The organism is Anaerotruncus colihominis, assembly GCF_010206195.1.
Lineage (GTDB): Bacteria > Bacillota > Clostridia > Oscillospirales > Ruminococcaceae > Anaerotruncus > Anaerotruncus colihominis_A.
In genome coordinates, this window is record NZ_VIQT01000003.1 from 153,134 (window position 1) to 167,273 (window position 14,140).

At 58.6% G+C, this 14,140-nt stretch carries 9 protein-coding genes; 3 read left to right on the forward strand and 6 right to left on the reverse strand.

Going from position 1 to position 14,140, the window contains the following annotated elements; all coding sequences use genetic code 11:
• The first annotated feature begins 2 nt into the window (after positions 1-2).
• Both FMM72_RS01775 and FMM72_RS01780 read left to right on the forward strand, forming a co-directional pair.
• A complete protein-coding gene (locus tag FMM72_RS01775) occupies positions 3-1,223 on the forward strand; it encodes a homocysteine S-methyltransferase family protein (protein ID WP_160210255.1) in 1,221 nt (406 codons plus the stop codon).
• A gap of 42 nt (positions 1,224-1,265) precedes the next feature.
• The gene (locus FMM72_RS01780) at positions 1,266-1,889 is read left to right on the forward strand and encodes a flavin reductase (RefSeq protein ID WP_160210256.1); all 624 of its coding nucleotides are present in this window, start codon (positions 1,266-1,268) and stop codon (positions 1,887-1,889) included.
• 431 nt (positions 1,890-2,320) lie between these two features.
• On the opposite strand, the gene FMM72_RS01785 is transcribed toward FMM72_RS01780, so the two are convergent.
• The 6 genes from FMM72_RS01785 to glmU form a co-directional block, all read right to left on the reverse strand.
• A complete protein-coding gene (locus tag FMM72_RS01785; protein ID WP_162220398.1) occupies positions 2,321-2,860 on the reverse strand; it encodes a methylated-DNA--[protein]-cysteine S-methyltransferase in 540 nt (179 codons plus the stop codon).
• 59 nt (positions 2,861-2,919) lie between these two features.
• Positions 2,920-3,993, reverse strand: coding sequence for a hypothetical protein (locus tag FMM72_RS01790; RefSeq protein WP_160210258.1), 1,074 nt, complete (start codon positions 3,991-3,993; stop codon positions 2,920-2,922).
• Positions 3,994-4,176: 183 nt separating this feature from the next.
• A complete protein-coding gene (gene mfd, locus FMM72_RS01795; RefSeq protein WP_162220399.1) occupies positions 4,177-7,647 on the reverse strand; it encodes a transcription-repair coupling factor in 3,471 nt (1,156 codons plus the stop codon).
• A 40-nt stretch (positions 7,648-7,687) separates the two neighbouring features.
• Complete coding sequence (gene pth / locus FMM72_RS01800; protein ID WP_160210260.1) at positions 7,688-8,299, reverse strand: aminoacyl-tRNA hydrolase; 612 nt, start codon at positions 8,297-8,299, stop codon at positions 7,688-7,690.
• Positions 8,300-8,642: 343 nt separating this feature from the next.
• Entirely contained in the window at positions 8,643-9,605 is a 963-nt protein-coding gene (locus FMM72_RS01805; RefSeq protein ID WP_160210261.1) for a ribose-phosphate diphosphokinase, read from the reverse strand.
• Positions 9,606-9,637: 32 nt separating this feature from the next.
• Positions 9,638-11,029, reverse strand: coding sequence for a bifunctional UDP-N-acetylglucosamine diphosphorylase/glucosamine-1-phosphate N-acetyltransferase GlmU (gene glmU, locus FMM72_RS01810; protein ID WP_257432241.1), 1,392 nt, complete (start codon positions 11,027-11,029; stop codon positions 9,638-9,640).
• A gap of 461 nt (positions 11,030-11,490) precedes the next feature.
• Between glmU and ppdK the strand changes: the two genes are divergently transcribed.
• A complete protein-coding gene (gene ppdK, locus FMM72_RS01815) occupies positions 11,491-14,118 on the forward strand; it encodes a pyruvate, phosphate dikinase (protein WP_162220400.1) in 2,628 nt (875 codons plus the stop codon).
• Positions 14,119-14,140 lie beyond the last annotated feature (22 nt).

Sequence of the window (14,140 nt, forward strand, 5' to 3'; positions counted from 1 at the left end):
CTATGACGACGGAGCAAAACGGACGATTACGCCTGCCGCTGCTGCTTGACGGGGCGACGGGCACGGAGTATATGAAAGCGGGGATGCCGTCGGGCGTATGCGTTGAGCAGTGGGCCGCCGAACATCCCGATGTCGTGGCACGTGTGGCGCGCGGCTATGCGGATGCGGGCAGCGGCATTGTTTATGCGCCGACCTTCCTGGCCAATGCAGGGAATCTGAAAGGATATGGACTCAGTGAACAGGTGATCCCGCTCAACACAAAGATTGTGTCCACAGTCAAGCAGGCGCTCGCCGGCCGGGATGTGCTGGTGGCCGGCGACATGTCCACAACCGGTCTGATGTGCGAGCCGTTCGGCGAAACAGAGTTTGTCCATCTGATCGGCATTTACGCCGAACAGGCGTCGGCGCTGGCCGACGCAGGCGCCGACCTGCTTGTGATCGAGACGATGAGCGCGCTCTCCGAGTGCCGCGCGGCGGTCATTGCGGCGCGTCAGACAGGCCTTCCGATCTTTTTGACCATGACTGTCGACGCCGAGGGGCGTACCATGTGGGGCGACGATGTGCTTGCTTCGATGATCGTTTTGCAGGATATGGGCATCAGCGCGTTTGGGTTGAACTGCTCGCAGGGCCCGGACGATATGGTCCCGCTGTTTGAGCGCATCGCGCCATATGCAAAGCTGCCTCTGATCGCAAAGCCAAACGCGGGCGAACCGCCGCTTTCACCGGTGCAGTTCTGTGACAAATGCGCGCGCCTGATGCGGCGTGGGGTCAAAATCATCGGCGGCTGCTGTGGGACAACCTCTGAATATGTCTCTGCGCTGCGCCATATGATTGACAGCTTTGATATTGCCCGTGTAAACATCGCGCCCGCCGACTATGATATCCTGGCCGCGGGACGCAACGTTTACTACCTCGACAACGATCTGGAATATTCCAAGCCGATCACCTGTGAGATCGATATGGCCGACGCGCTGCTCGAGGCTTCACATGAGAGCTGCGACGCGGTGCTGATCCATCTTGACACGCCGGACGACGGCTACCGCTTCTCGCTCAACGCGCATATGGTCGATATGCCGGTCGCGTTTGAATCCGAATCGCTCGAGGCGCTTGACGCCGCGCTGTTGCATTACAACGGCAAGGCGCTTGTTGTCTCCACCTCGTGCGAACTTGAGCGCGAGGAGCTTGAGGAGGTCGCGGCGCGCTACGGCGCGGTCGTGCTGTAAATTTTACCGGCACTGATTAATGAATATAAGGAGGACGACAATATGGATTTGCAAGCGTTTTTTAAGATGTCTTATGGTCTTTATGTTTTAAGCGCCGCGTTTGACGGCAAGCAGAACGGCTGCATTGTCAACACGGTCACACAGGTGACAGCTGAGCCGCCAAAGGCCACCGTCGCCGTTTCAAAGCAGAATTTGACGACCGAACTGATTGAACAATCGGGATTTTTCAACGCCGTGCCGCTGACTGAGAAAGCGACAATGGATTTGATCGGGCGCTTTGGATTTCGCAGCGGCCGCGAGGAGGATAAATACTCCGGCCTGGATCACGGCGTGGACGCGCACGGCGTCTGGTATCCGACCCAGAACGCCGCGGCGATGTTCTCATTTAAGGTGATCGACAAGCTCGATCTCGACACGCACATGCTGTTCGTTGGAAAGGCCGTCGAGGCTGTCAAGCTGTCCGACGACCCGGTCATGACTTACGACTATTACCACCGCGTCAAAAAGGGCGAAACGCCTCCGAACGCGCCGTCCTACAAGAAGCCCGAGCAAAAAACCGGCTGGCGCTGCAAGGTCTGCGGATACGTCTATGAGGGCGAGGAGCTGCCCTCCGATTACATCTGCCCGATCTGCAAAAAGCCCGCTTCCTTCTTCGAAAAGCTTTAGCCGGCTACGCTCCGGCCTTTTTGAAAAAAGGCCTCGGCGAAAAACTTCATACCTTTTTTGAAAAAAAGGTATGCCAAAAAACTTTAGCCGGCTGCGCCGCGAACAGAAAGCTTGGCGCATCGCAATCAAAAGTTTTCGCCCGCCTTTTGGGGGAGGCGGCGGGTGAGAAAAAAGGCAAGGCCCCTCGCGGGTCTTGCCTTTTTTCGAGGGCGGAGCCCTTTACCCCGGGCCGCAGCCCTCATAAAAAGCGCGGCCCGCAGGCCGCAAGATACCTGTTCAGAGGCAGAAATTTTCGCCAGCAGGATGTGTGACAGACGCCGCGCGGCTGGCGCGCATCCTGCCCCCTGCGCCCCCGAAAGAAACACCACACAAAAACCGGCCGGCCATCCGGATGGATGTGCCGGCCTTGTTATCCCCTGCGCGTCCGAAATTTAAAGCGCGGCGCTCTTTTTCGGGACAAACAGGCGCGACAGATCCACGCCTTCAAGCTCGAGGAGCTTTATTTTATTCTTGATTCCCCCGGCGTACCCGGTCAGACTGCCATCCGCCCCGACGACGCGGTGGCACGGGATGATGATGGAAATGGGATTATGCCCAACAGCGCCGCCCACGGCCTGGCCGGACATGCTTTCCCTGCCCAACCGGACGGCCGTGCGTTTAGCCAGCTCGCCATAGGTCGTGTATGTGCCATAGGGGATTTCACACAGCAGCGTCCAGACAATCCGGCGGAATTCGCTGCCTTTTGGCGTAAGCGCGAGGCTTGAGACAGACGGGCCGCAGCCCGCAAAATAGGCGTCCAGCCATTCACACGCGGCGCGCAGCTCCGGGCGGTCAGGTTCCTGCGCCGGTTCTTCTGAAAGACCGGCCGCAAAATACTTCTGCCCCTCCAGCCAAAGCCCTGTCAGCCCGCCGTCCTCACAGGTCAGCAGCAGGCGTCCCACAGGGGACGGATACCACGTCGAATACACCATGACAAAACCCCTCCTTATAAAAGTCTAAAGCGGCCCATCCTGCGACGGGCCGCTTTTTTTTAAATTTTGATCTTTTCTGGCGTGTACCGCTTGAGCGCGGCGTCGTTGTAGGCAACGTCCGTCAGATCGCCAGCCCACTGTGCGACCTGGCTGCTGAACGCTTCGCTGCGCAGCGCACTGACCAAGGAGGAGCGGTATGCGGTAAAATCAGCCACATTCTCGCTGATGTCATAACGGACAAACAGGTACATGGTCGTGTCGGTTTCCATTTTTGTCGGCACACCGTAAGACGCGCTGAATACAGCCTTGGTCATCTCGTCGGTATACGGCGAGCTGTCGCGGCTGAAAATCGTAAACGATTCGCCGGACGCGGGCTTTTCAAGGGATTCATTCCCCGTGATTTCCTTCTTGGCCTCGTAGACGACGCTTTCCATCTCCTCAAGCGTCGTCGCGGCTTTCGCCTGCTCGAGGTACTTGTCGATCAAATCGGACGCTTTCTTCTTGGATTCATCGGCTTTTGCCTGCGCGTCCTCGCCGGATTCGGAGTTTGCCGCCAACGCGCCGCTGTTATAGGTTGCCGGGATCACAAGGATTTTTGCATAGTCGTTATAAAACTTATCCTTCAATTCCTGTTCGGGCACGGCGTCCGTGCCGCCCTCGCCATAGATTGCCTGGAAAATCTGCGAACGTTTCGCGCCGTTGAGGTAACTAAGCACATACGATTCGCGCGATACGCCGTTTGCCTGGTATGTTTCCCCGACATACGCCCAGAACTGATCGACATTCTGTTCGATCGCCGCCGTGTCCGCATCGGAGAGGGTCAGCCCCATTTCCGCAAATTTCCGCTCGAGCGCGATGTATTCGTGAAGCTGCTGCTGCGCATCCTCGGTAATTTTCTGCGACACATTGACGCCGTCGATCTGCTCCTTGAGCGGGTCCTTAACCTCCGCGTCAAGCTGCGACACAATGGTCGTATAGGAACTGATCAGCTTGTCGATATAAACGCCCGCCGGGACAGTCGTTTCGCCATATTTGGCCACCCATTTTGTATCCTCGCCGGTCGAACACGCCGCGAGGCCGCTTACCATAAGCGCAGCCGCGCCAAGCGCCGCCAGTCTTTTCACAACATTCATTTTGATCGTCCTCCTGTTTGGGATTATGCCCCATTACATACCATGATATTATACAACGCCCGGTTTCAAAAGTCCACAATAAAAATGCACGAACCGGCACTCGGCGCGCTTTTTGCGCCTTTTTGCCGCGCTGCGCGCCGCAGCTTATCCGCAAACAGCCGGCAGCCAGGCAGGATGGCCGCTCTATGCCGGCTCCCCGTCCTTCATGGCGGCGAGCGCCTCGCGGATCGTGTCAAGCGGCTGCACGCCCTTTTGCATTTTAACAGTGATGTACGGTTTGCTGCCTGCGCTCACAAGCACGCGCCCGCGTAGCTTGACGGCCAGGCTTCCGGCGCGCGCCATATCCATGACCTCCGGATAAAGCAGCACTGCGTCGCCGCGCTGCGATATCTCCCGGATTCCCATCAGAGACGCTGTGTTGCGCACCAGCGCGACGTCGACAAGCCCTTTGACCGCCTCCGGTGGGTCGCCGAAGCGGTCGATCAGCTCGTCGATCAAATCCATTGCGTCTTCCTCATTTTGAATCGATGCAATCTTTTTATAAATATCAATGCGCTGCGCAAGATTGTCGATATAATCTTCAGGAATATGCGCGCCGACACGCACGTCAACCATGCATTCCGCCGCCGTCTGCGCGGGCGTTTCGCCGCGCTGCTGTGCGACCGCCTCGGAAAGCATCTTCAAATACATATCGTAACCGACGGCCTCCATATGGCCGTGCTGCTGCGCGCCGAGGATATTGCCTGCGCCGCGGATTTCAAGGTCGCGCATGGCGATGCGGAAACCAGAGCCGAACGTTGTAAACTCGCGGATCGCCGCCAGCCGCTTGGAGGCAACGTCGCTTAACTGCTTGTCACGCCGGAAGGTCAGATAGGCGAACGCGCGCCGGTTGGAGCGGCCGACACGACCGCGCAGCTGATAGAGCTGTGAAAGGCCCATGCGGTCGGCGTCCTCGATGATCAGCGTGTTGCAGTTGGGCACATCGACGCCCGTCTCAATGATCGTCGTGCAGACAAGAATATCAACCTCATAGTCGAGAAGCTGCTGCCAGACGCGCGAAAGCTGCTCCTCCGTCATTTTGCCATGCGCCGAAACAATGCGCGCCTGCGGTACAAGCTGCTTGATGCGGTATGCGCACGAATCGATCGACTCGACGCGGTTGTGCAGATAGAATACCTGCCCGCCGCGCCGCAGCTCGCGCTCAATTGCCTGTGCGATCACGCCCCAGTCATGTTCCACCACATATGTCTGCACCGGATGGCGGTCCTGCGGCGCCTCCTCGATAACCGACATATCGCGGATGCCGGACATCGCCATATTGAGCGTGCGCGGAATCGGCGTGGCCGACAGCGTCAACACATCGACCGCCGCGCGGATTTCCTTAAACTTTTCCTTGTGGCGCACGCCGAACCGCTGTTCCTCGTCGATAATGGCCAGCCCAAGATCCTTAAACTTCACATCGTTCTGTACCAGACGGTGCGTACCGATCACGATATCGATTTCCCCGCGCCGCAATTCGTCAAGCGTCTGCTTTTGCTCGCGCGGCGACCGAAAGCGCGACAGCAGATCCACCTTGACCGGAAAGCCCTCCATACGGCGCGTGACCGTCTGGTAATGCTGCCATGCCAGAATGGTCGTCGGCACCAGCAGCGCGCACTGCTTGCCGTCCATCACGCATTTGAAAGCGGCGCGCAGCGCGACCTCCGTCTTTCCGAAGCCGACGTCGCCGCACAGCAGCCGGTCCATCGGTACGGACGACTCCATATCGGCTTTGATCTCGTCGATGCAGCGCAATTGATCGTCTGTCTCATCGTAGGCAAAGCGCCGTTCAAAGTCGTTCTGCCAGTCGGTATCCGGTGAAAACGCATAGCCCTTGACCGCCATACGCTTTGCATACAGCTCCGTCAACTCCTTGGCCATATCCTCAACGGCCTTTTTCACACGCTGACGCGTCTTTTGCCACTCAATCGAATTGAGCTTGCTCAAACGCACGTTTGCATCATCGCGCATACCGATATATTTGCTTACCAGATCAAGCTGCGTCACCGGCACAAACAGCGTATCCGTACCTGCGTAACGAATTTTGATATAATCCTTGACAATGCCCTGTATATCGCGCTTGACAATTCCTTCGAATACACCGATGCCATGCGCTGTGTGCACAACATAATCTCCCGGCGTCAAATCGCTGATGTCGCGCAGCTTTTTGCCCTCTTTTGGCCGCGGCTTGCGCCGGCCCGACTGCGCGACAGTCTTTGCCTGCGAAATGATGGCAAGCCTGACATCGGGGTACTCCATACCAGCGCTCATACTGGCCGGCGCTACGCGCACAGCGCCGGGCTTTAAATCCGTTAGATCGCCGCTCTGCACAGCGGCCAGGCCCGCGCGCGTCAGATCCTCCGCCAGCGAAGCGGCCGCGCGCTCGGTTCCGGCAAATACCGCCACACGATAACCGCGCCCGATATATTCCCGCACATCCTCGCGCAGCAGGGAAAATTCGCCGCTCCACGAGGAAAGCTGGACCGCACGGATGTCGACCATATCCCGCAGCGGGATATCTCCGACCGACCGGGCGAACGTGTCGAGCAGCACTGTATTCGACTGCGCGGCGCGCCGCTGCAAATCGACAAAATCCTCTGCGAAGCGGTCGCAGCCTTTAAAGAGGACGCCCTCCTCCAAAAGGATTTTGACATCCTCATTTTGCTGCCACTGTACGGTTTTAAGCGACTCGCGGCAATTGGCCGTATCGCATAAAAACAGCGCCGCATCCGGCATGTAATCGAACAGCGTGGCAGGCTCCGGGTAGAGCAGCGGCATCCACCGGTCAAGGCTTTGCGGCAGCACGCCGTTTTCGATCTGCTCAATCTCCTGCGCCAGCTTTTCCTTTGCACGCTTGCCCTGCGTGCCGCGCAGCCCTTTCGCCGCGGATTCCAAAAGCCTTACAAGGCGCGCCGGGCTGTCCGCGACCACCTCGGCCGCGGGCGTAATATCGACGCGCCTGACTGTATCCACACGCCGCTGCGTATCAGTTTTAAAAGTGGAAATCGTATCGATTTCATCGCCCCAAAATTCGATGCGGAACGGGTCCGGCATATGCGGCGGTGAAAAGTCCAGGATTCCGCCGCGCTGTGAAAACTGACACACGCCGTCAACCTGGTCGCAACGCGTATAGCCGGCCGCGACGAGAAACGCGATCAGCTCTTTGATATCGTATTGACTGCCGGATTCGATTGCGCGCGTGCGCGCGGCGAGCACAGACGGCGGCATGGTATATTGAAGCGCAGCCTGTGCCGACGCGGCGACAATGTGCGCATCGCCCGCGCGCAGCCGCCCAAGCACCGACAGCCGCGCGTGCTCATATTCGCGCGAAACGCCCTGTACATCGTAAAACGTCGGCTCGCGTGACGGATACTGTACCGCCGTACCGGGCCCCGCCATGATATTGATATCCTCGCAGATGCGCACGGCGGCGGCTTCATCGGGAACAATCACAAGCCCGCCCATTTTGAGCAGGCCCGTGATCGAAACGACCATCTGCGCCTTGTGTACGGCCGAAAGCCCGGTTGCGAGCACCGGCGTCGCGCGGCCGGCGACTGCGCCCTTAATGCGTTCAAACGCGTCCATCCCGCTCAGAAGGCTTTCAAAGCCCTTCATCCGCGCCTTCCCCCCTTAGAGCCTGTTTTAAAGCCACGCTTTATGAATTGTAGCGGTTCATCGCCTCATCAATTTTTCCCTCTATGATCAACTGTGCCGCTTCTGCGGCGCATTCATACGCCTTGTCCATCGTATCGGACAGCTCCTTCGGGAACTTCCCGAGCACCCAGGCCGCCAGATCGTATTCGGGATGCGGCTTTTTTCCCACACCGATTTTTATACGCGGGAAGGTATCCTTCCCAGTTAAATATATCATGTTTTTAATCCCGTTATGACCGCCGTCGCTGCCCCGCCGCCGGACGCGCAGCCGGCCGGGATCCAGGCTCACATCGTCGAAGAGAACCAACACGCGTTCAGCCGGGATTTTATAAAACTGCATCGCTTCACGCACCGCCTCGCCGGAGCAGTTCATAAAGGTCGACGGCTTCATCAAAAGCACGCGCCGCCCGCCAAAGGTTGTATCGGCGCACAGCGATTTGAATTTCAGGCGGTCGATTTTAACACCGCATTTGCCGGCGACGCTCTCCACCGCGCAAAACCCCGCGTTGTGACGCGTATTTTCATAGTCCCGGCCGGGATTTCCCAGCCCAACGACAATCCACTCCACCGGGCCTGCCGGTACGGCGGCCGGTTTTGAAAACCAGTTAAACAATCAAACCCTCCTTTCTCTGGACGCGCCTCACAAGGGGAGGGTCGGTGACCCTCCCCTTGTGTTATCCCCTCCTGTGCCTGACATAAGGGGATCTGGCGCACGCCGGTGCGTTCTGTGGTGAATCGTCAGGCCGCGCCTGCCCCGCTGTCCGCGGCACAGCCTGTAAAAAACCTGGAGCCTGCCCCGCTGTTCGCGGCGCAGCCTGTAAAAAAACCTGGAGCCTGCCCCGCTGTTTGCGGCGCAGCCGACTAAAGTTTTTTGGCATACCTTTTTTTCAAATTTTTCAAAAAAGGTATGAAGTTTTTTGCCGAGGCTTTTTTCAAAAAAGCCGGGAAAAGCGGGATCAACCGAACAGGGGCGAAACGGGCCTATCCTGATAGATGCGTTCGATGGCCTCCGCAAAGACGGGGGCGACGGACAGCATCGTGATTTTATCGAGCATCTTGTCCGGCCCGACCGGAATTGTATCGAGCAGGACAAGCTCTTTGATGCAGCTATCGCGGATACGTTCAATGGCCGGGCCTGACAGCACTCCATGCGTCGCACAGGCGTAAACCTCCGCCGCCCCGCCCTTTTCCAAAATCGCCTGGGCGCCGTTCACAAGCGTACCGGCCGTATCGATCATATCATCGACCAGGATAACGCGTTTGTCCTTTACGTCGCCGATGATGTTCATCACCTCGGATACATTGGCCCTCTGGCGGCGTTTGTCGACAATGGCAAGCGGCGCGTCAAGCCGTTCGGCAAATTTACGCGCGCGTGTGACAGAGCCGAGATCCGGGGAAACAACGACAAGTTCCCGGCGCTCCTGGCTGCCAAAGCGCGAGCCGAAATACGGCGCCAGCAGCGGCACGCCGAGCAGGTGGTCGACCGGGATATCGAAAAAGCCCTGGATCTGCGAGGCGTGCAGATCCATCGTCAAAACGCGGTCGGCGCCGGCTGTAGAGATCAGGTTCGCGCACAGCTTTGCGGAGATCGGCTCGCGCGCCTTGACCTTGCGGTCCTGGCGCGCATAGCCAAAATAGGGAATGACCGCTGTGATGCGCCCGGCGGACGCGCGCCGGAACGCGTCGATCATGATGAGCAGCTCCATCAGATTGTCGTTGACCGGACAGCAGGTCGACTGCACGACGAACACATCCGAGCCGCGCACCGATTCGCCGATATTGACAGAAATTTCTCCGTCGGAAAAATGGCGCACCTCGCTCTTGCCGAGCGGGAGGCCGAGATGCCGCGCCATCTGGGCGGCGACGTTTGGGTTCGCATTTGCCGTAAAAATCTTGATATCTTTACCGTGAATATTCATTAGGCTCTACCTCCCAAGCGCTTTTGGCACAATTATTTTTTTCCGCCCTTGAAATTGATATTCCGGTCCGACCAGCCCTCCTTGATTTCCTGGCGTACACGTCCAATCGCAAGCGCCCCGTCGGGCACGTCGGCGTCGACGGTTGTACCGGCGGCTGTATAAGCGCCGGTGCCCACGCGCACCGGCGGCACCAGATTGGTGTTGCAGCCGATAAAGGCGCGGTCGCCCACAACCGTGCGGAATTTATGATTGCCATCGTAGTTGGCCGTCACGACGCCGCAGCCGAAATTGCAGTCGCTTCCCACGTCGCTGTCGCCGATGTACGTCAGATGCGCCAGGGAGGTGCGGTCGCCGATGGTGGAATTTTTAATCTCCACAAAATCGCCGATCTTTACCCCGTCGCCGATATGGCTGTCTGGCCTTAGCTGTGTAAACGGGCCGATCCGCGTGCCGGCGCCGACTGTGGAATCGGTGATGTAGGAAGCAAGCACCTGCGTGCCGGCGCCGATTGCGGCGTTTTCAATATATGAATTCGGCCCAATCACACAGTGCGCGCCGATTTGCGTATTTCCGCGCAACACCGTGCCCGGTAAAATTCGGGCGTCGTGATCGATCTTCACATCGGGCGCGATCATCACGCCGTCAAGGCACGGGATATCGACGCCGTTATCCATGTGACGCTCCAATACGCGCATCCGCGCGATCTCATTGAGTGTCCGCAGCTGCCTGCGGTCGTTGGCGCCGAGCGTCATGTCCGCATCCGGGCAGACAAACGCGCCAGCGCGCAGGCCCGCCGCATTTGCGGCGGCCACCGCGTCAGTGAGATAATATTCGCCCTGCGCGTTTTTAGGCGTCAGCCCCTCCAGAGCTTTGGTGAGAAACGCGGCGTCAAACCAATAGGCCCCGGAGTTGATCTCGCAAACGGCGCGCTGCGCTTCATCGGCGTCCTTTTCCTCTACAACCGCCGCGGCGCCTCCATCCCCGGCGCGGATGACGCGTCCATAACCGAACGGGTCGTCCAAGCGCGCTGACAAAAGCGTGACGGCGTTTTTCCGCGCGCGGTGCATGGCGAGCGCATCGCATAGCGCCTGCGGCTGTACAAACGGCGCGTCGCCGTTTAACACAAGCACGTCGCCGCCCGCGCGGTACGCCCCGGCGGCCATCATAGCCGCATGGCCCGTCCCGCGCCGCTCTGTCTGGTAGACAAACCGGCAGGACGGCGCGGCCGCCTCGAGCAGTTCGGCGTTCGCGCCGGCGACCACCCAGATTTCATCGATGCCGGCAGCGCGGCAGGCATCCTCCACCCATTTGAGCATCGGCTTGAAAAGCACCTCGCACAACGCTTTGGGGCGGTCGGACTTCATGCGTTTTCCATCGCCCGCCGCCAGGATCACGGCGCAGACGCGCCTGGATTGTTCGTTCAAATTCTCTCCGCCTTTCCGCCGGGCAGCGCCCGGGATTGATGAACTGATTCTATTATGTCAACTTTTCAGACGCTTTTCAAGAGAGACCGCGGGGATTTTGGCGGCTGTCCTAAAATTATTTTGTATAAAAAAGGATGAAGGGGGTGGTAAATCCGGGCAAAGCTTGTTATAATAATAATCGGCCTGCCAGGGCCTGTTTTGAAAAGCGAAAAATTGCGGCTGAAAAAAGGCGGCTTCGATTTTTCAGGCAGGCTCCTTATGTACGTGGACGCCGTCCGCGGATCAGGCATACCCGACGCGCCGCACGTTTTTACGCGGGCCATGGCCGCCGGGTATGGGTCATCTGCGGATGGGTTCAAAAATACGCGGCGTTTTGAGGGGTTCCGCTCCCGTCCACCGGCGGTGCGGCGCGAAAACGGGCCGCCTTTCAAACGCTCAAAAACAATGGAGGTAGATCAATCGTGGGTAAAAAATACGTCTACATGTTCTCCGAGGGCAACAGGGACATGCGCGAGCTGCTCGGAGGCAAGGGCGCGAACCTGGCCGAAATGACAAAGGCCGGTATGCCGGTGCCGCAGGGCTTCACCGTCTCGACCGAGGCGTGCACGCAGTACTATAACGACGGCCGCCAGATCAACGACGATATTCAGCAGCAGATTTATGATGGCCTTGCCAAGATGGAAGAAATCTGCGGCAAAAAGTTCGCCGATCCGTCCAACCCGCTGCTCGTCTCCGTCCGTTCGGGCGCGCGCGCTTCCATGCCCGGCATGATGGACACCATCCTCAATCTGGGTCTTAACGACACCGTTGTCGAGGGCTTTGCCAAATTTACCAACAACCCGCGTTTCGCTTACGACTCCTACCGTCGCTTCATTCAGATGTTCTCCGATGTCGTCATGGAGCTGCCGAAGCCTGAATTTGAAAAGATCATCGACCAGGTCAAGGAGGAGAAGGGCGTCAAGCAGGATACTGAGCTGACTGCTGAGGACATGCAGGAGCTTGTTCGCCGCTTTAAGACGTTTTACCGTGAGAAAAAAGGCGAGGACTTCCCGAGCGACCCAAAGGTTCAGCTCATGGAAGCCGTCAAGGCTGTTTTCCGTTCCTGGGACAACCCGCGCGCCAATGTTTACCGCCGCATGAACGAAATCCCGTATGACTGGGGCACCGCTGTCAATGTCCAGCAGATGGTGTTCGGCAACTCCGGCGAAAGCTCCGGCACGGGCGTTGCGTTCACCCGCAATCCGGCCACCGGCGAAAAGGCTCTGTTCGGCGAATACCTGATCAACGCGCAGGGTGAGGATGTTGTCGCCGGCGTGCGCACCCCCTCCCCGATCAGCCACCTCAAAGAGGACATGCCCGAGGTTTACAACCAGTTCGCTGAGATCGCCGACCGTCTTGAGAAGCATTATAAGGACATGCAGGACATGGAGTTCACCATCGAGTCCGGCAAGCTCTACATGCTCCAGACCCGTAACGGCAAGCGCACCGCCGCCGCCGCTTTGAAGGTCGCCGTCGACCTCGTCGACGAAGGCATGATCGACGAGCGCGAGGCTGTCCTGCGCGTGGAGCCGAAGCAGCTCGACGCCCTGCTGCATCCGCAGTTTGACGCCGCCGCTCTCAAGGCCGCCAAGCTGATCGGCAAGGGCTTGGCCGCTTCCCCGGGCGCCGCCTGCGGCAAGGTTGTGTTCTCCGCCGAGGACGCCAAGGAGTGGGCCGAGCGCGGTGAAAAAGTTGTGCTTGTCCGCCGTGAAACCTCCCCTGAGGACATCGAGGGCATGGCTGTCGCGCAGGGTATCCTGACCGTCCGCGGCGGTATGACCTCCCACGCGGCCGTTGTCGCGCGCGGCATGGGTACCTGCTGTGTCTCCGGCTGCGGCGAAATCGAAGTCGATTACGACGCCAAATTCTTCACCCTCGGCGGCATGACGATCAAAGAGGGCGATTATATCTCCATCGACGGCTCCACCGGCAATATCTACGGCCAGGCCATCCCGACCGTCGAGGCCTCCATTTCCGGCGATTTCGGCCGCTTTATGGAGTGGGCCGACAAGGCGCGCAAGCTGGAGGTTTACACCAACGCCGACACGCCGCGCGACGCCAAGCAGGGCCGTTCCTTCGGCGCGCAGGGCATCGGTCTGTGCCGTACCGAGCACATGTTCTTTGAAGGCGAGCGCATCAAGGCGATGCGTGAAATGATCGTCGCCGACAACACCGAGGACCGCAAGAAGGGCCTTGCGAAGATCCTGCCGTATCAGCAGAGCGACTTTGAGGGCATCTATGAGGCGATGGAGGGCTGCCCGGTCATCATCCGTTTCCTCGATCCGCCGCTGCATGAGTTCCTGCCGACCAAGGAGGAGGACATCAAGGAGATCGCCGGTGAAATGGGCATTTCCGTTGAGAAGCTGCACGCTGTCATTGAAAGCCTGCATGAGTTCAACCCAATGATGGGCCATCGCGGCTGCCGCCTGTGCGTCTCCTATCCGGAGATCGCCGAGATGCAGACGACCGCTGTTATCAACGCAGCCATCAACGTCACCAAGAAGGGTCAGTACAAGATCAGCCCGAACATCATGATCCCGCTGGTTGGCGAGGAGAAGGAACTCAAGTTCGTCAAGGACGTTGTCGTTGCGACGGCCGATAAGATCATCAAGGAGTCCGGCATCGATATGAAGTACGAGGTCGGTACAATGATCGAGATCCCGCGCGCCGCGCTGACTGCCGATGAGATCGCCAAGGAGGCCGAATTCTTCAGCTTCGGCACGAACGACCTGACGCAGATGACCTTCGGCTTCAGCCGTGACGACGCCGGCAAGTTCCTTAACTACTATTACGAGAACAAGATCTATGAATCCGATCCGTTTGCACACCTCGATCAGAAGGGCGTCGGCAAACTGGTTGAAACGGCTGTCAAGCTTGGCCGTCAGACACGCCCCGACATTCATCTGGGCATCTGCGGCGAGCACGGCGGCGACCCGACCTCTGTCGAGTTCTGCCATCGTGTTGGCCTCAACTATGTCTCCTGCTCGCCGTTCCGTGTGCCGATCGCCCGTCTTGCCGCTGCGCAGGCTGCGATCAAATATCCCCGCTGATTTTTAAAGGGCCTCCGTCCTC

Coding starts and splice junctions, on each gene's coding strand:
- FMM72_RS01790 (WP_160210258.1), bottom strand. CDS start 3,993: ATGAATGTTGTGAAAAGACTGGCGGCGCTTGGCGCGGCTGCGCTTATG.
- FMM72_RS01805 (WP_160210261.1), bottom strand. CDS start 9,605: ATGAATATTCACGGTAAAGATATCAAGATTTTTACGGCAAATGCGAAC.
- mfd (WP_162220399.1), bottom strand. CDS start 7,647: ATGAAGGGCTTTGAAAGCCTTCTGAGCGGGATGGACGCGTTTGAACGC.
- FMM72_RS01785 (WP_162220398.1), bottom strand. CDS start 2,860: ATGGTGTATTCGACGTGGTATCCGTCCCCTGTGGGACGCCTGCTGCTG.
- FMM72_RS01780 (WP_160210256.1), top strand. CDS start 1,266: ATGGATTTGCAAGCGTTTTTTAAGATGTCTTATGGTCTTTATGTTTTA.
- FMM72_RS01775 (WP_160210255.1), top strand. CDS start 3: ATGACGACGGAGCAAAACGGACGATTACGCCTGCCGCTGCTGCTTGAC.